Annotated in this window: 18 protein-coding genes; all 18 read right to left on the bottom strand. The window is 45.0% G+C overall.

What is annotated here, in order from left to right; translation table 11 throughout:
- Positions 1-266 precede the first annotated feature (266 nt).
- A complete protein-coding gene (gene lysS, locus D4N35_RS16535; RefSeq protein WP_120075666.1) occupies positions 267-1,754 on the bottom strand; it encodes a lysine--tRNA ligase in 1,488 nt (495 codons plus the stop codon).
- A gap of 218 nt (positions 1,755-1,972) precedes the next feature.
- Positions 1,973-2,191, bottom strand: a complete 219-nt coding sequence (locus D4N35_RS16530; RefSeq protein WP_120075665.1) for a helix-turn-helix domain-containing protein — start codon at positions 2,189-2,191, stop codon at positions 1,973-1,975.
- Positions 2,143-2,670 carry a 2-amino-4-hydroxy-6-hydroxymethyldihydropteridine diphosphokinase gene (folK, locus tag D4N35_RS16525; RefSeq protein ID WP_120075663.1) on the bottom strand — a complete coding sequence of 176 codons (528 nt, stop codon included), beginning with the start codon at positions 2,668-2,670 and terminating at the stop codon, positions 2,143-2,145. The genes D4N35_RS16530 and folK overlap by 49 nt, the downstream gene beginning before the upstream one ends.
- Positions 2,663-3,028, bottom strand: coding sequence for a dihydroneopterin aldolase (gene folB, locus D4N35_RS16520; RefSeq protein WP_283903042.1), 366 nt, complete (start codon positions 3,026-3,028; stop codon positions 2,663-2,665). Before folB ends, folK begins: the two co-directional genes overlap by 8 nt.
- Complete coding sequence (gene folP / locus D4N35_RS16515; protein ID WP_120075659.1) at positions 3,021-3,848, bottom strand: dihydropteroate synthase; 828 nt, start codon at positions 3,846-3,848, stop codon at positions 3,021-3,023. Before folP ends, folB begins: the two co-directional genes overlap by 8 nt.
- A gap of 146 nt (positions 3,849-3,994) precedes the next feature.
- Positions 3,995-4,921 carry a cysteine synthase A gene (gene cysK / locus D4N35_RS16510; RefSeq protein WP_120075657.1) on the bottom strand — a complete coding sequence of 309 codons (927 nt, stop codon included), beginning with the start codon at positions 4,919-4,921 and terminating at the stop codon, positions 3,995-3,997.
- A gap of 104 nt (positions 4,922-5,025) precedes the next feature.
- On the bottom strand, positions 5,026-5,910 hold the full coding sequence (hslO, locus tag D4N35_RS16505; RefSeq protein WP_120075655.1) for an Hsp33 family molecular chaperone HslO: 885 nt from the start codon (positions 5,908-5,910) through the stop codon (positions 5,026-5,028).
- 18 nt (positions 5,911-5,928) lie between these two features.
- A complete protein-coding gene (locus D4N35_RS16500; protein WP_120075653.1) occupies positions 5,929-6,693 on the bottom strand; it encodes a type III pantothenate kinase in 765 nt (254 codons plus the stop codon).
- Positions 6,694-6,798: 105 nt separating this feature from the next.
- A complete protein-coding gene (gene ftsH / locus D4N35_RS16495) occupies positions 6,799-8,808 on the bottom strand; it encodes an ATP-dependent zinc metalloprotease FtsH (RefSeq protein WP_120075651.1) in 2,010 nt (669 codons plus the stop codon).
- Positions 8,809-8,906: 98 nt separating this feature from the next.
- Complete coding sequence (gene hpt, locus D4N35_RS16490) at positions 8,907-9,455, bottom strand: hypoxanthine phosphoribosyltransferase (protein WP_120075650.1); 549 nt, start codon at positions 9,453-9,455, stop codon at positions 8,907-8,909.
- A complete protein-coding gene (gene tilS / locus D4N35_RS16485) occupies positions 9,452-10,864 on the bottom strand; it encodes a tRNA lysidine(34) synthetase TilS (protein ID WP_120075648.1) in 1,413 nt (470 codons plus the stop codon). The genes hpt and tilS overlap by 4 nt, the downstream gene beginning before the upstream one ends.
- A gap of 91 nt (positions 10,865-10,955) precedes the next feature.
- Entirely contained in the window at positions 10,956-11,897 is a 942-nt protein-coding gene (prkT, locus tag D4N35_RS16480; RefSeq protein ID WP_120075646.1) for a serine/threonine protein kinase PrkT, read from the bottom strand.
- Positions 11,866-12,648 carry a VWA domain-containing protein gene (locus D4N35_RS16475; RefSeq protein ID WP_328591088.1) on the bottom strand — a complete coding sequence of 261 codons (783 nt, stop codon included), beginning with the start codon at positions 12,646-12,648 and terminating at the stop codon, positions 11,866-11,868. Before D4N35_RS16475 ends, prkT begins: the two co-directional genes overlap by 32 nt.
- A gap of 71 nt (positions 12,649-12,719) precedes the next feature.
- Positions 12,720-15,206, bottom strand: coding sequence for a stage II sporulation protein E (gene spoIIE / locus D4N35_RS16470; protein WP_120075644.1), 2,487 nt, complete (start codon positions 15,204-15,206; stop codon positions 12,720-12,722).
- A 347-nt stretch (positions 15,207-15,553) separates the two neighbouring features.
- Positions 15,554-15,952: a S1 domain-containing RNA-binding protein gene (locus D4N35_RS16465; RefSeq protein WP_120075642.1), complete on the bottom strand. Its 399-nt coding sequence runs from the start codon at positions 15,950-15,952 to the stop codon at positions 15,554-15,556.
- Positions 15,953-16,042: 90 nt separating this feature from the next.
- The gene (locus D4N35_RS16460) at positions 16,043-16,438 is read right to left on the bottom strand and encodes an FtsB family cell division protein (protein ID WP_120075640.1); all 396 of its coding nucleotides are present in this window, start codon (positions 16,436-16,438) and stop codon (positions 16,043-16,045) included.
- 11 nt (positions 16,439-16,449) lie between these two features.
- Complete coding sequence (yabQ, locus tag D4N35_RS16455) at positions 16,450-17,070, bottom strand: spore cortex biosynthesis protein YabQ (RefSeq protein WP_120075638.1); 621 nt, start codon at positions 17,068-17,070, stop codon at positions 16,450-16,452.
- Positions 17,067-17,372, bottom strand: a complete 306-nt coding sequence (gene yabP / locus D4N35_RS16450; protein WP_120075636.1) for a sporulation protein YabP — start codon at positions 17,370-17,372, stop codon at positions 17,067-17,069. The genes yabQ and yabP overlap by 4 nt, the downstream gene beginning before the upstream one ends.
- Between the last annotated feature and the right edge of the window lie 117 nt (positions 17,373-17,489).

Here is a 17,489-nt window from a genome sequence, read left to right as displayed (position 1 = left end):
TTTCTATTATACCGCGCTCATTCCAGGTTGTCAACAACTTTTTTAAAATTATTTTTCAACCTTGTTTGAGGCGACTTTCCTAATGTAACATGTTAACCAGTTTAAAGTCAACACTTTTTTAAAACTTTTTTATTGCTTGTTGCTCTCTCGCGAGCAACGATATTAAATATATCACCTTTTTATTTTACGTGCAATAGTTTTTTTGTTTTTTATTACCCTTTCAACAATCAAAAAGAACCCTTGCCGGCACGGCAGGGTTCCAATGATTAATCCCTTTGTCTCATCAGCGGAAAAAGAAGTACGTCTCTTATGGAAGGAGAATTTGTCAGCAGCATGACGAGACGGTCGATTCCAATGCCCAGTCCTCCTGTCGGCGGCATTCCGTATTCCAGCGCTTCGATAAAATCTTCATCCATTTCATGCGCTTCGTCATTTCCCTGTTCTCTTTCTTCCAATTGTGCTTCGAATCTTTGACGTTGATCGATCGGATCATTTAATTCTGTAAATGCATTTGCATGTTCCCGGCCGACAATAAAAAGTTCGAAACGGTCTGTAAATCTTGGGTCGTCATCGTTCTTTTTCGCAAGCGGTGAAATCTCCACCGGATGCCCGTATATAAATGTGGGCTGAATGAGCTTTTCTTCAACGGCCTGTTCAAAGAATTCATTGACGATATGTCCGTATGTCATATGTTCCGTAATTTCAATATTATGCTCTTTCGCAAGCTGGATCGCTTCCTCATCGGACATTTCTTTCCAGAAGTCCACGCCTGTATGTTCTTTTACAGCATCCACCATATGAAGCCGGCGCCATTTCGGTTCCAGGTTCACGTCATGTTCACCATACTTGATAGAAGTTGTACCAAGCACTTCTTTTGCGATGAAGGCGATCATATTTTCTGTAAGTTCCATAATATCGTTGAAGTCCACGTAGGCTTCATACAATTCCATCATTGTAAATTCCGGGTTGTGCCGTGTTGACACCCCTTCATTTCTGAAAACCCGGCCAATCTCGTACACTTTTTCAAGGCCGCCGACAATCAATCGTTTCAAGTGAAGCTCAATTGCAATTCTCATATAAAATTGCGTGTCCAGCGCATTGTGATGGGTAATGAAAGGACGGGCAGCCGCTCCCCCGGCAATAGCATGAAGCATCGGCGTTTCCACTTCCAGGAATCCTTGTCCATCCAAATAGCGGCGCATGGATTGGATGATTTTGCTTCGTGCGATAAAAGTTTCCCTGCTGCTTTCATTGGTAATCAAATCGAGATATCGCTGGCGATAACGCTGCTCTACGTCTTTTAATCCGTGGAATTTTTCCGGAAGCGGGCGCAACGCCTTCGTAAGCAGGGTAAATTCATTTGCTTTTATAGACAGTTCGCCCACTTTTGTCTTGAAAATAGTCCCTGTTAAACCGACTATATCCCCGAGGTCGACTGTTTTAAAAATATCATACTGTTCCTCGCCTACCGCATCCTGGCGGACATATATCTGAATTTGGCCCGTCAAATCCTGGATATGGGCAAATCCGGCTTTTCCCTTTCCGCGCTTCGTCATGATCCGGCCGGCAATCGTCACCGACTGATTCATTTCCTCAAGTTCTTCTTTTGTTTTTGCTTCATATTTATCTTTAATATCTTTTGTCAATTCGGTACGTTCGAACCGTTTACCGAACGGATCGATCCCACTTTCCCGCAAAGATATCATTTTGTCGCGCCTTACCTGAAGTTGATCATTCAACTCTTCCTGACTCATCTTTTCCACTCCAATCTTATAATAAAGCCATTCCTCATTTTCATATTGTACCTAAAATTAAAGAGCTAGGCATCTTTCTATAAAAAAAACTGCCAGCTAATGGCAGCAAAGCTCTTTTTTATTGTCCAGCTGCGGCCGCTAAGGCTCGAGGTTGATCCGAAAAACCATTGAGAGCCAGGACAACCTGTACTTCATTTGATATCGCCAATTTTTAGCAGTTATTTATCCAACTCATCCGGCGGCGTCAATTCCTCGATAGGAACTGTAAGCACATCGGAAATTTGTTTGAGTATCTGTTCTGACGGAAGACGGCTTCCCCGTTCAATTTCTCCCAAAACCGATACGGATATTCCAATTTCTCTTGCCAGACCTTCCTGGGTGCGCCCCTTCAGCTTCCGAAAAGCCCGGATCCGCCTCCCCCATTTATCTGTTTCCATAACCGAACACCTTCTTTATCAGGTATTTCGCTTAGCACTTCAACCAAAGAAACATTTTGATGCGGGAGTCTCACTTTTCCATCAATCTCCAATAACGGAACAAGGACAAATGCACGCTCGGTCATTCGAGGATGAGGAATCTGCAAGTCCTCCATCCTAATATTTTCGTTATTATACAATAAAATGTCAAGGTCGATTTTTCTGGGGCCCCATCTGAATTCTCTTACCCTCCCAAGCCGTTGTTCAACATAAAGGCATCGGGTTAAAAGTTCACGGGCTGAAAGTGAGGTTTTAATTTTAACAGCTATATTTAAAAAGGGGTCCTGGTCTGTATATCCGACAGGGTCCGTTTCATAAATGGAAGATACTTTTTCAACCTTAATTCCATCTGTCTGGTCCAATTCCCTGACTGCTTCTTTCAACCATTTCTCCCTGTCACCAATATTGGAGCCAAGCGATAAAAAGGCTATATTATTCATGTCGGTCCCTCGTAATTTCAACAGCAACGGAATCATAAATCCCTTTGATCGGCGGATTCGGTTTGATCACTTTCACGTGGACCCGCTCAACGGAATCAAACCGGCCCAAAATGTCACCGGCAATAGTTTCAGCCACCGCTTCGACGAGATCGAATCTTTTACCTTCAACGATTTCTTTACAAAGCGTATAAACGTCCGCATAATTGATCGTTTTTTCCAGATCATCCGAACGGCCGGCGGCCCGCAGGTCCGTTTCCATTACGACATTCACCCGAAAACGCTGTCCAAGGACAGTTTCCTCCGGAAAGACGCCGTGGTAGCCGTAAAACTCCATTTCGTTCAGGTAAATTTTATCCACTCTGCTCCCCCTTTTCCAACAGGACATCCATCATGGCGGACATGCGGCTTATTTCTTTTACATCATGAACACGCATGATATGGCATCCCTGCTGAATTCCATAACAGACAGTTGCGCCCGTTCCTTCCATTCGTTCCTCAACAGGAAGATCAAGTGCAGTTCCGACCATCCGCTTCCGGGAAGTCCCAAGCAGTACCGGATATCCCAGGCCGACAAGTTTATCAAGATTTCTCATCATGATAAGATTTTCATGGTAGTCCTTTGCAAATCCGATTCCGGGATCAAGGATGATGCTGCCGTCCGGAACACCTGCATTTTTGGCAATGGAGATGCTCTCATATAAATCATTCAGTACATCACGGATAAAGTTTGTGTAGTCACGGTTATCCCTGTTATGCATCAAAACAATCGGTACATCCCGCTCAGCCGCCACGGCCGCTATCTCAGGATCTTTCTTCGCTCCCCATATGTCGTTGATGATATGAGCGCCCGCCATCACCGCGGCATCGGCTGTTTTCGCTTTATATGTATCGATGGAAATTGGAGCCTGAACAGCGTTTGCGACCGCTTGAATCACAGGGAGCACCCTGTCGATCTCCTCTTCGGCTGAGACCGGTTCATGGCCGGGACGGGTGGATTCGCCGCCAACATCAATGATATCAGCGCCATCTCTCACCATTTTCTTTGCGTGCCCAACTGCATTGTCCAAGGCATTAAAACGCCCGCCATCCGAAAAGGAATCGGGAGTGACATTCAAAATACCCATAATCAACGTTTTTTGATTGCAATCCAGTTTGTACTTTCCACAGTGGATGATCATTGTTTCACCTTCATTCTTTCATTTCAACGTCTTTTAAGTGTAACTCTTTAATTGATAAATGAAAAATAAAAGACAAGCCCTTATTCGGACTTGCCTTTTAACACCAAGCTGTTTGTACGTCGCTAAGCGGGCGCCTTCGCTTTCTATTAATCCTCAAATTGATACAAAGGGGTGCTTAGGTAGCGCTCACCGTTGCTTGGGATGATGGCTAAGACTTTTTTGCCTTTTCCGAGCTTTTTGGCAACGGATAATGCTGCATTAATGGCAGCACCGGAGGAAATACCGCCAAGAACGCCTTCTGCTCTGGCTGCTTTCCTGGCTGTTTCGAATGCATCTTCATTCGATACCGTAATCACTTCATCGTAGATATCCGTATTTAATACCTTTGGAACAAATCCCGCGCCAATGCCCTGGATTTTATGGGGACCTGGCTTTCCTCCGGACAATACAGGAGAGTCCTTCGGTTCAACAGCATAAATTTTGATGTCAGGATATTTTTCTCTCAATACTTCACCCGCACCGGTAATGGTTCCTCCTGTACCGATTCCGGAAATAAAAGCATCAAGCTGGTCGCCCATCTGTTCAACGATCTCTTTTCCGGTTGTTTCATGGTGAATTTTTGGATTGGCACTGTTTTCAAATTGCTGAGGAAGAAAATAGCCGTGTTCTTCCGCCAATTCATTGGCTTTTTTAATCGCGCCGTTCATTCCTTCCGCACCAGGAGTCAACACCAATTCCGCTCCATAGGCACGCAAAAGATTGCGCCTTTCCATGCTCATTGTATCAGGCATGACAAGAATCGCACGGTATCCTTTGGCCGCAGCAACCATCGCAAGGCCGATCCCCGTATTTCCGCTTGTCGGCTCGATCAGCGTATCTCCTTCTTTTAATTTCCCTTCTTTTTCGGCAGCTTCAATCATTGCCAAGGCAATACGGTCTTTTACGCTGCTTCCGGGATTCATGTATTCAAGTTTTAAATAAACCTCAGCACTGTCCTCATCAACCAGGCGGTTCAGCTTCACAATCGGGGTGTTGCCAATTAAATCCGTAATCGAGTTTGCAATTCGTGACATTTTTCCTCCACCTCTAATTCCGAGTAATTTTATTGGTTTATTTAAAACTACCACGTTGCGGTCCCTCTGTCAACGGGAATGTTTCTTATTTTAGTAAAAAATACTTACGCCTTTTTGGCCTCTTCCAATATTTCTTCCAGCTCTTCTTTTGTAAAATGATATTCTGCATTGCAAAAATGGCATTGCGTATCGGCTTTTCCGTCCTCCGTAATCATATCTTGGATTTCCGATTTACCCAAGCTCATAATTGCCCGCCCAAACCGTTCTTTGGAACAGGTGCATCTAAATTCCACGGGCATTTTTTCAATAATCCGGACATTTTCTTCACCAAGCAGCCGGTTCAGGATTTCTTCAGGCGTCAGTCCGGCTTGGATCATTTTGGAGATAGGCGGTGTCTTATTGATGCTCTCCTCAATTTTACTTATCGTCTCTTCATCCGTTTCCGGCATCAATTGAATGATAAAGCCTCCAGCTCCAAGAATGGAGTTATCCGGATTTACGAGCACACCAACTCCGACGGATGAAGGGGTCTGTTCGGATACAGCGAAATAATAGGTGAAATCTTCTCCCAATTCCCCGGAGACAATTGGCACCTGCCCGGAAAAGTTTTCCCTGAGACCGATATCTTTCACAACAGTCAATGTGCCGTTTGTTCCCACTGCCCGCCTCACATCAAGCTTGCCTTTGTCATTCAAATCAAAATGAACCAGAGGATTTGTCACATATCCGCGCACATGCCCTTTTGCATCTGCATCTACGATGATCGGTCCGATCGGGCCGTCGCCCTCCACCTTTACGGTCAGCTTCTCCTCCCCTTTTAACATGGCGCCCATCATGACACCCGCTGTCGTTGCCCTGCCAAGGGCCGCGGAAGCTATCGGCCAAGTATGATGCCTTCGCTGCGCTTCCCCAACCGTCTCCGTGCTGTTGACCGCATATGCGCGGACTTGTTTATCATAGGCCAGAGCTTTGACCAAATAATCACTCATCACAGTACACCTCTTAACTTAAATATTTCTTTTGTAAATTAAATGCAGGCCCTTTAATGTCAGGTCATAGTCAACAATATCAATCAATTTCGTTTCAGATGAAATCAGACTGGCCAGCCCGCCGGTGGCAATGACAGTCGGTTTCTTTTTACTCTTCTCAAAAATCCTGTTTACAATTCCCTCAACTTGTCCGACAAATCCAAATAAAATTCCCGCCTGCATGGCCGCTACCGTATTTTTGCCGATAATTTCGTCCACATGGGTAATTTCAATCCGCGGAAGCTTGGCAGCTTTGGAGTATAGTGCCTCCGTTGATATGCCGATACCCGGGGCGATCACCCCTCCTGTGTATTCGGCTTTTTCATTGATATAACAAAATGTGGTCGCTGTCCCAAAATCAACGATAATCAGCGGGCTGCCATATTCCTGGATTCCTGCCACTGCGTTTACAATCCGGTCTGCACCGACTTCGCGGGGATTTTCGTATTTTATATTCAATCCTGTCTTTATGCCAGGCCCTACAATCAAAGGCTTAACCTTAAAATACTTTTTACACATTTTTTCCATCGTAAACATAATCGGGGGTACGACAGAAGAAATGATAATGCCGTTTATATGGTCAAAGCGAATCCCCACATGTTCAAATAGAGACTTGATCACCATGCCATATTCATCTTCCGTTTTATGCCGGTTTGTTTCAATCCGCCAGTGATATTTTAAGTAGTCATTATCGTAAACACCGAGGACCGTATTTGTATTTCCCACATCCAAAACAAAAATCAACCTTCTCACCAACTTTTACAAGACTTTTTCTTCACACATCATACCACTAAAGCCATTCGGCCTAAAAGAAAAAGACACCGATCTATATCAGTGTCTTCGATGAGTTTACTCTTTATTATCCGGATCCGCATCATTTGGATCAGATGGTTTTGTAGGTCCCATTTTCTCAGGGGGGCCAAACGGATCTTTTGGACGATTTTCATCAATAGCCAAAGAATTATCTTGTTCTTCTTCCTTCGGGAGAAGCGTCACTTTAGGCTCATCGTTGTTTTCTTTATCTAAATTCGAAGAGCGCTCCGGCAATTTGCCGGTATCGAACAGGCTTCGGATCTGTTCAGCATCCAACGTTTCCACTTTCAACAAGGTTTGGGCAATTATTTCCAGCTTGTCACGATGCTTCGTCAGAATTTCTTTGGCACGGACATAACATTCTTTGATGATGCGCTGGATTTCCTGGTCTATTTCAAAAGCGATGGCATCTGAGTAGTTCTGCTCATTATGCAAATCCCTGCCCAGGAATACCTGGCCGCCCTGAGCCTGGCCGAATTGAAGTGGTCCAAGCTTATCGCTCATTCCGTATTCAGTAACCATCTTGCGTGCGATGTTTGTTGCCCGCTGGAAGTCGTTATGAGCGCCGGTAGACACCTCTCCGAATGTAATTTCTTCCGCCACCCGGCCGCCGAGCAAGCCGGTGATTTTATCAAGCAGCTCCGGCTTTGTCATAAAGTAGCGGTCTTCCTTCGGAAGCATGACGGCATAGCCGCCCGCCTGCCCCCTTGGAACAATCGTTACCTTATGGACAACATCGGCTTCATCAAGGACCAATCCGATGACAGTATGTCCGCCTTCATGATAGGCAACAATATTTCTTTCTTTCTCGGAAATGACCCTGCTTTTCTTGGCTGGTCCCGCTATGACCCTGTCTGTCGCTTCATCGACGTCATCCATGTCAATTGTCTTTTTATTGCGGCGGGCTGCAATCAAGGCCGCTTCGTTCAACAGGTTTTCCAAGTCGGCGCCTGAAAAGCCCGGTGTCCTCATGGCGATCGATTTGAGGTCAACCGAATCATCAAGCGGCTTATTTCTCGCATGAACCTTGAGAACCGCTTCTCTTCCGTTGACGTCAGGACGGTCAACCGTAATTTGACGGTCAAAACGTCCCGGGCGCAATAATGCCGGATCGAGGATATCCGGGCGGTTTGTGGCCGCAATGATGATGATCCCTTCGTTTTCACCAAATCCGTCCATTTCAACGAGCAATTGGTTCAACGTCTGCTCCCGCTCGTCATGTCCACCGCCAAGGCCGGCGCCGCGCTGGCGGCCGACAGCGTCAATTTCATCAATGAATATCATACAAGGTGCATTTTTTTTCGCATTCTCGAACAAATCACGAACCCTCGATGCACCGACACCTACGAACATTTCCACGAAATCGGAACCGCTGATTGAGAAAAACGGGACGCCCGCTTCCCCTGCAACCGCCCGCGCAAGCAACGTTTTACCTGTTCCAGGCGGTCCAACAAGCAAAATCCCTTTAGGAATACGTGCTCCCAATTCGGAGAACTTCCTGGGGTCTTTCAAAAAGTCTACGACTTCCACTAATTCCTGCTTCTCTTCATCAGCACCCGCTACGTCTTTAAAGCGGACTTTCTTCTTCTCCTCGCTATACAGCTTCGCTTTGCTCTTTCCAAAGTTCATGACACGGCTTCCGCCGCCTTGTGCCTGATTGAGCAAGAAGAAAAATAAAATAAAGATGATGATAAATGGGATGATCGTTGTGAAAAAGGATACCCAGCCGCTCGTTTCTTTTGCCGGCATAACCTCCACTTCCGATGCAGCCGCATCGATCCGGTCAAGCATTGCAGGATTATTCATGACATATGTCATGAAATGCTCGCCCTCTTTGGCGCCTTTCAACTGGCCTACGACCTCATAAACGCCTCTTTCGGGCTGTATGGAGAATTCTTTAATATCCCCATTTTCCAAGTGCGTGACAAATTCTTTATACGATATATTTTGTGTCGTTTCATTGGTATTGTTAAACCAGCTCACAATGCCGATGAGAACGAGAAAGATAAGTAAATAAAAAATTGTATTTCTAAAGATCCGGTTCATCCCTAGCCTCCTCCCGCGGTCAAAAAACTATATTCAATAGTATCATAGTCATTTCGGACTTTACAACAATTCACCATTGCAATTTTGCCTATCTTTCACTATTTGTCATTATTGCCATATACCTCTGGTTTCAAAACTCCTATATATGGAAGGTTCCGGTACTTCTCAGCGTAATCGAGCCCGTAACCGACAACAAAAGCATTTGGAACAACAAAGCCCACATAGTCCGCTTTTAAATTCGCTTTTCTTCCTTCCGGTTTATCAAGCAGCGTCACAATTTTGATCGATTTCGCTTTTCTGTAACGGAAAAGATCTACAAGATAGCTCAACGTAACCCCGCTGTCGATGATATCCTCAATAATCAGAATATCCCTGCCTTCAACAGGCGTATTCAAGTCCTTTAAGATCTTCACTTCTCCGGAAGAGGTTGTGGACATGCCGTAACTTGAAACATCCATGAAGTCCATTTCCAAATAAGTATCGACCCTTTTTAAAAGGTCTGCCATGAATGGCATGGCCCCTTTTAAAACGCCGATGGCGAGAGGAAATCGGCCTTCGTACTCCTCTGTGAGCTGCTTACCGAGCTCCCGGATTTTCTCTTCAATTTCCTTTTCGGTAATCAATATCCTTTCAATGTCATTTTTCATTGCCTTTGCTGCCCCCCAGAGGTTCTGTAATACAATATATATCGATGTCCATGGCATTGAGGTCCCGCGTCGTATATGGATTTTTTCAATCCCGGAACCCATAGTATCTGATTTCGCCGGTCGGTTATGACCGGCCAGCAGTCCCGCTGGAGTCTAGGGATTTTTTCATCGATGAACAGATCTTTTAATTTCTTCGTTCCATTCATTCCTTTAACCCGGATCCGGTCTCCCGCCCTCCGGGTCCGTACGATAAGCGGCAGCTTGATTTCTTTTTCATTCAATACAATATAATCTTCATCGCCGCCTGCATAAATGTCCGAGTCCTTCTCCATACGGACGGTCCCTCCGTCCGGAAGGATAATTTCCCGTCCGGCACTTAATTCATACTCATATCCAGTCGCCCGTTTTGTATCATTAAACGAAAAAACGCAGTGGCCATAGGAGCGGGCGACTTGTAATCCAAGGGGAAGATCCAGCCTGCCTGAAGGGTTTTCCCCCTGCAGCAGCTCCCTGATCAACCCGGCATGCCATGCGGTCACATGTGTTACATTTTTCTTATAAAGATAGCTTAATATTAGATGAATACCCCTCCTTTGTAAAGGCAAAGGCATTTGTAAAAAAGAAGGAATATCAAGCTGTATTTTTCCATTTTCAAACACGGATGCCCCCTTGATTTCCCGTTCGGCCAGTGCTTCCAAATAGGCTTCATCTTCCAGTAAATCTTCGCTGAAACGTTGAAAATGTTCATGAACTTGTTGATTTTCTCGTTTGAGGACCGGCAATACTTCTAAACGGAAACGGTTCCTTGTATAGGCCGGCTTTTCATTGCTGGGGTCAATTCTGGGCTTCAATTGGTGAAAAGCGCAGTATTCCTCGATTTCCTCTTTCGTCACCCCGAGAAGCGGGCGGATTAATGTTCCGTTGCCAAATGGCCTGGCTGGCTGGATTCCGGCACGTGACTTACCGCTGCTTCCTCTCGTCAAGCGCATGAGAATCGTTTCGATTTGGTCATCCGCATGCTGTGCAACAGCCAGCTTATCTGCATCATGCTCCTTCATGACCGATTCAAAAAAACGATAACGGTGCTTCCTCGCTGTCTCTTGCATCCCTTTATTCTCCATCTCCATTTTCTGTTTGATATCGATGGAAGATGCCTTCATTTCCAATTGATTCTGCTTACAGTAGGCTTTTACAAATTCCAGATCCTGGGCAGACTCTTCGCCCCGGAGCATATGATCTACATGGACCACCGCCAGCCTGATGTTGAAAAACCCTTTTCTTTTTACCAAAAAATCAAGCATGGCCATCGAGTCCGGGCCTCCGGACACAGCAGCCAGCACAAAGTCTCCGCGGTCCAAAAGCCCGTGTCTTTTAATAAAGCTCAATGTCTTTCTCTCAAAGTCCAGCATCTGTCATCTATTCCCTTACTCCTATAAATAAAACGCTTGTTATATCCATCAGTTTACCATTTTCGCAAAGGAACCTCACGCAACTTCCCTTCTATAATAAAAATAAATATATGTATAGGCCATACAAAAATGACGTGACAAGAAGAACACCCGCTGTCTCATGCAGCGAGCCTTTTCTTCCCTGGCCTTGCCGCTTTTTCGCTGAATGTTTTTGGGACCTGGAGTTCCGAAAAGAAAGCCTTCCAAGCAGCTCGTTTTTCATATCTCCGGCGTTCCGGTATTTCCCTTCAAGCGCTTTAATCAAAACGGGCTCGAAGCAGCGAAGCTCCGGCTCTTTTTTAATCATTTCCTTCAATTGGTCCAATCCGCTCCCTTTTCTGGTAAACCTGGAGGGATAATATACATTGATCATCAGCATGGCTGTTGAAAAAATATCGTAGGAGGGCTCCGCCTTTCTGGAGCCCAGCCCCCAATAGCCCCTGTCGAAAAACTCCGTGAATTCCTTGATCGAGCGCCCCATTTTCGTTGTTCCCCCCACATCAATGCAGCGAATTCTTGTCCGGGGATGGGATACGATGAGATTTTCAGGTTTCAAATCGCCAAAAGTCCAGCCTTGCCTGTGCATCTGTTCCAATATATCCAACAGCTGTATAATCAATATCCCTGCCCAATGCCGTCCTTTGTCACGGACAAAAGCGAGCAGGACTGGCCCTTCGATATATTCCATCACATAAAAGGGGATTGTCTTTTTCCCTCCTCTTTCCCAATCATCCACATCCAACAAAGAAGGTCCAAGGACTGGCCCCTGGACCTTTGAAAAAGCTTTGAGCACATTTACCTCCGATATGATGGACATGCTGTCGCCGCTCATTTTTAAAGCAACATATCCATCTTTTCCTTTCGCAAGGTATACAACACCGTTTGCCCCGCTGCCAAGTTGTCTGATGATGGTATAATGCTGTCTGTGCCATTTGCCGCTTACAAGGGTCCCCGGCGGAAAACTACATTGTTTCGTCCAGGAATTGTTCTTCATCTCTCCGGAGAAGCCCCCTTAATGAGCGGTTTTTTGGGAAAGAGGCAACAGCTTCGCGAATTGCCGGACCCGTAGGTGTAACCCCGCCTGCAGCCAATTTTGGAAAAACGCTGGTCAGCTTGTCCAACTGAGGCGTCCAGTCCAGCAGCAGCCCTACTTCTTCTCTTTTACCGGGAAAAACATACACAGAAAAAGAATTTTTCCCTGACCGCGCATTCAAACTCAAGGACAGATCAAGCAGCGCCTCTTTCACTGTCGGAAGTTTGAATTTCATGCTGGCGCTTGTATCGATGAGAACGAGGACTTCCAAATCGGATGTTTCCCCCAGTTCATCGACCACTTCCATCACCTCGCCCCTTTGGTCAGGAGGAAGCTCTTCAAGGGATGTATCGCTTCCCAATATTTGCCGCAGCTCCCGATTCACAACGCCCTGCAAAGTTTGCGTCATCGCTTTCCTTGTAACCATTTGAACAGTTTCAGACAATTTTTCCGCGTATACAATTTGACTGATTCCGCCGCCGGCCATCGCAATTCCTTCGATCTCTGCCATTCCTTTTTCATCTATCACATCATTTTCCAACACGCCAATCACATTGACGGTAATGCCGTTTTCCTGTGCAAGCGATGCCATGGCTACCGGGTCTTCCCCCTGATTGGAGCAGCCGTCCGTAATTAGTAATATTTGTTTTAAAGTGCCTTTTTTCACTTTCTTTTCCTCCGTTTCCGTTCGCGGCCGCCGGCCGCTTGACATGCTATCATCCTCGCCGGATTAGGAGGTTTTTATACCTTGCTTTAATGCGGTAAAGGGGGCTCATCCCCAAACTAGCTTGCTCCGGACAAGGCCGTTTTCTTTCTAACCGGGATTGCTGCCCATTTTGGCACATTCCGCTTTATTTTTGCCGTGACAATCGTCATATCGTCCTGTATCACACCTGAACGGGTTCGGATCACCTCTTCCATAATAAGGTCGGAAACAGCCTGCGGATCATCTGTCTGCAGCTCTTTCAGCTTTCTTTTCATCCATAGTTCATAATTTTCCACATGCTTCGGCCCTTCAAATACACCGTCACTCATCATGACGATCAAATCTCCATCCCGAAGCTGCTCGGTAACGACATCGAAATCAAACTCCTCTAAAATTCCGATAGGCAAATTGCCGGTTTCAATCTTTTTAATTTTATTTCCCCGCTTGATGAAGCTCGGTGTTGAACCGATTTTTAAAAACTTGGCTTCAATTGTCTGCAGATCAATCATGGCCAAGTCCAGGGTTGAAAAAATTTCATCATCGGTCCTTAACGATAAGACGGAGTTGATCGATTTTATGGCCACCTTTTCCTCAATGCCTGACTGAAGGATCTTCTGTAATAATTTCAATGTTTCATTGCTTTCCTTATGGGCTCTCTCTCCGTTTCCCATACCGTCGCTTATAGCAAGTGCATATTTCCCTCCTCCCAGTTCAATCGTTGAAAAACTGTCCCCTGAAAGAAAACCCCCTCCTTTTGCCGCGTGGGCTACCCCTGTTTCAACCACATATGCTTTAGCCGAACGCAGCGTCACGTAATGATATCCATTGGGATATTCCACGTCTTCCTTGTTTTGGACAACTACCGTTTCGCCCATGATGTCAGAAATGAGCGGGGCGATCAGTTTTTCACATTCGCCATTTCCGTACCAATCCGGAATCATCACATCAATATCGATACTGCCGGCCTCCAGGTTGTAAATTTCTACATATTCAATGTCAATCCCGAAATCCTGCAAGGCATCCAGCAGCATCTCTTCCTGCTTGTGGTGATTGTTCTGCTCACGCTTGATTTCTTTTGCAAAATCACCCATTACTTCTGAAACACCGAGAAGCTGTTCCGCCACAAGCTTTCTGCTTTCCTGAACCTGCCGTTTCAATTTTTGGTTCGCCTGGTAAACGGCCAGTTCCTGATGAACAGCGTTCCTTACATTCCCTGCCCTGTTACAGTGCTTTTCCAGCTTGCGATGGACGGGCCTCGGCAGCCCCCCGGATTCTTCATCTATTTCATGCATAATATTTTTCATCAGGTCATATGTTTTATCAAAGTTCTCTCCCCAGCATTTATCCTTTCTGAAACACATCTGGCAGGTTTTCTCTGTGACATTGCTTAAAAACAGATCGAATTCCCGTTCGTCATCAGCGGAATCCTTCCATTTTTCCGGTTCAGAGAAGCTGTCCGAAAGCGCTTCAAAAACAGAAGAGAACTGTTCCACTCTCCGGACAGTAATATCACGGACTTTTCTGGCATACTGCTGCTGATCCTGGGCATACTCGGCCGTGCCGGGAATATGGCGTGCCAGTTTTTCTATCAATGTATACGGAGTAAGGAGCAAGAGGATGACGGCCACGGACGATTCATACATTGTCAAGGTCAGCGCACCGCTTCCTTCTCCATAAATTCCGATGAGCAAAGTGGCAACAAGAAGACCTATCGCTGTACCGGCCCGTTTGCCCTCTTTCAGCAATCCACCCAGCAGTCCTGCAAACGCAAGCAGGCTCATTTGGTAAAAGCTGGACATGCTGGCCAGACTGAAGATAAGTCCGGTCACTACGCCGACAGTCGACCCGACAGTGGCACCGGCTGTAAAAGCAAACAAGATCACAAGATATCTGGATAAAATATGTTCAATGGATAAACCGTAAATGGCCCAGCCGATTGTTCCCGTCATGACGGATGCAAGCATGATAATCAAGCTGATGACCTCTTCCGTTTTTAAAGGCTTGGCTCTTTTCCCTGTCGTCAAGAAAGGAGTGCTTTGGATAAAGATAAAGACAAGGACCAATGAAAGGCCTGCCTCCACAGCGGCCATGAATACATCATAGTTCGTAAAGGCCTGTCCGTTTCCGGCATATATAAAAAGGCACTTTGTAAAGAAGGAAATAAAGAATACATAATAAGGCATTGCTTTGATCGGCATGACGTGCAGCCTTTCCAGCAAGCGAAAACTCACAAGAAAAATGGCGCAGGTTGAAAAAATAAATAATGTGTTTCCCAAGGAAATTGTCAGAGAGCCAGCCAACAGGCCAAACAGCACAAGAGGTGCGTTTTTTCTTCTTGTCATAAAAATGGCTGCAAAAAATGGCAAAGCGAACGGAGTCAATTGTGATAAAATCAGCGCCCGTCCAAGCAAGACACTTACAATCAGCAGCGCGAGCCCTTTTTGAAGAAACAAATACTCCATTTTCTGCTGAAATCTCTTTAACCCGCTTGAAAAATCAAGGTCTGTCCCTTGTAAACTTGCAGTCCCGACGGATTCGACCATGCTTTGATCTCCCTTTTCCATTTTCATCTCTCCCCCGCAAATAAATAATTGTTACCCATTATAAGGGGACAAATCCTAAAACTTTGTCACTTTAAAGGATGTGTACCCAAGATTCGTTCGACTAAATTGGGCAATAAGATGAGCAATCAGCCTAGGAAAGTCGAGCGGGAGAAAGGAGCGTCGAAAGGCCCCAAATAGAAGATACTTTACATGAAGATTGTTGGAGGGATTCAGAAAAAGCAAAAAAGCGAACAGAACTTTTTCATGGTTCTTTCGCTTTTCATTCTTTAAATGGAATAAGTCCAGTATTGTCCTTTTCTTTAGATCCGAAAGGATTCGTCCGGCCTATATGTTAAAGAGACAGCAAGTTATCCTCGTCTGGAGCCGCGTCCACCTCTTTTAGACTCGGTGTTGCGCTTTAAAGATGACAACCGGTCTTCACTTTCTTTCAAGAAGCGATTCATCTTTTGCTCAAAACTTTCCTTTGAGCGAAAATCGTTCGCTCTTCCTTGTCTTGAACGGGAAGGCGGCTGATCTTTGGCTTTTCGGATTGACAGCCCAATTTTTCCGTCCTTCTCAACATTTAAGACCTTTACAAGCACTTCTTCGCCAACTTTTAAATGTTCATTGATATCCTTAACATAATTGTCGGCCACTTCACTAATGTGAACAAGACCTGTCGAGCCCCCGGGCAACTCAACAAATGCCCCAAAATGAGTGATGCCTGTTACTTTACCTTGTACCTTGCTGCCTACTTCAATCGACATAAAAAAATTTATCCTCCTTAAAGTGTTTACAAAATAAACCTTACTTTATATTATAGCGAAATTAAAAAAAAAGTGTCAATATGAGCCCTTTTAATCCTTTTCTTTATCTTTGTCTTTGTCCTTTGGAATGTTAAAAATGATTTCACCTTTATCAGAGAGGAAATATTCACTTCTAGCAAGCTTGGCAATATATTCATCATCATTCAGTTTGACAATCTCGTTTTCAAGCATCAATTGTCTTTTCTCAAGCTTGGCCAATTTTTCTTCTGCCCGGGCTTTTTCTTCTTCCTTCGCTTTCAAGGCAGACTCCCTTGAGACAAGGGTTGAGATCAACAAGGTGCAAACGACAATTGTGAATACAAGGAAAACGGATAGGCGGCGGACCAGCAATTTCCTTCTTCTAGCTGCCGAACGTGCAGAAACTTCTTGTTCAAGCATATAATTATTTTCCAGTGAAGTAACAGTGTTTTTTGGCTTAACGCCCATCCATAAACCTCCTATCTCTTTTTTCGAAAGAAATTCATAACTTTAATGATTGTATTCTTGCTGCCTTTTAAATATCCTGCTATTGTTTTTCGCAATTGAACGACAAATTTTTCCACTGATTCGGGGATCACTTTTTTCAATATCCATACAAATGGCTTAAAAACGGTCTTTAGCACCCATTTTACCATTATCCAGACTATTTTTACAAGAGACAATAACAGCCCATATACATAAAGAATAATGGCAGCCAGCAGAATGCACAGTCCTCTGGCGGGCTTGTACACCAATAAGTAAAAGGTCCTGTAAATCAATCTGGCGACGGCCTTAACCAATTGGATCAGCGATTCCAGAAGCTTAAGGTAGATTTTTTTAAAAAGGGCCTGGTAGGCTGAAAAGCCGCAAAGCAGTGCCAGAAAAAGATAAAATCTCAGCTCCCCGTAATTTACCAGAAAAAGAACGTAAAAGATGATGATCCCTTGTATGAACCAAAACAGGAGATCATTTAAAAAGACGATCCACTTTTTCCTTTTGCCCCGTTTTAAAAACCGCTGATACGTATCAAGCGTTGCACCAAAGAGGCTTCCCATTCCAATCATGGCAAGCAGGGTATAAAATTGGACAGGAAGACTCATTTGAACAACTTGCCAAAGAACCCTTTAGCTTTCCCTCCGTCATGATCATCGAGGTAGACAATGTCATAGACTTTCCCTTTAATTGAGACGATTCCCTTATCGACATCAAGGTTTTTCATTTGCAGGCTGTGGCCCCGGATTGCCAGAAAGCCCATGACAGTTTCAAGCAAAAATTCTTCATTATCAAAGCTTTCCACCTGCTTCACACCTGTAATATCAATTAATCTGCGTCCCCGCATCACAAGGTCATGATCAGGTACAGTCCCTTTTCCGGCTTGATTCGGATCATAGTATTGGCTCATCTTCATCCCTCTTTTTCGCACGGATTTTGTTACATATTTATGTGCTTGTGGGAGGGAATAGAACAAGCCCTTGAAATATGAAAATGTCGGAAATCAAAACCACCCGTGTGAACGGGT

It is taken from the genome of Siminovitchia fortis, assembly GCF_003605365.2.
Classification (GTDB): domain Bacteria; phylum Bacillota; class Bacilli; order Bacillales; family Bacillaceae_C; genus Siminovitchia; species Siminovitchia fortis.
The sequence above is the reverse complement of the archived record's forward strand: the minus strand, read 5'-3'. Positions and strand labels throughout refer to the sequence as shown.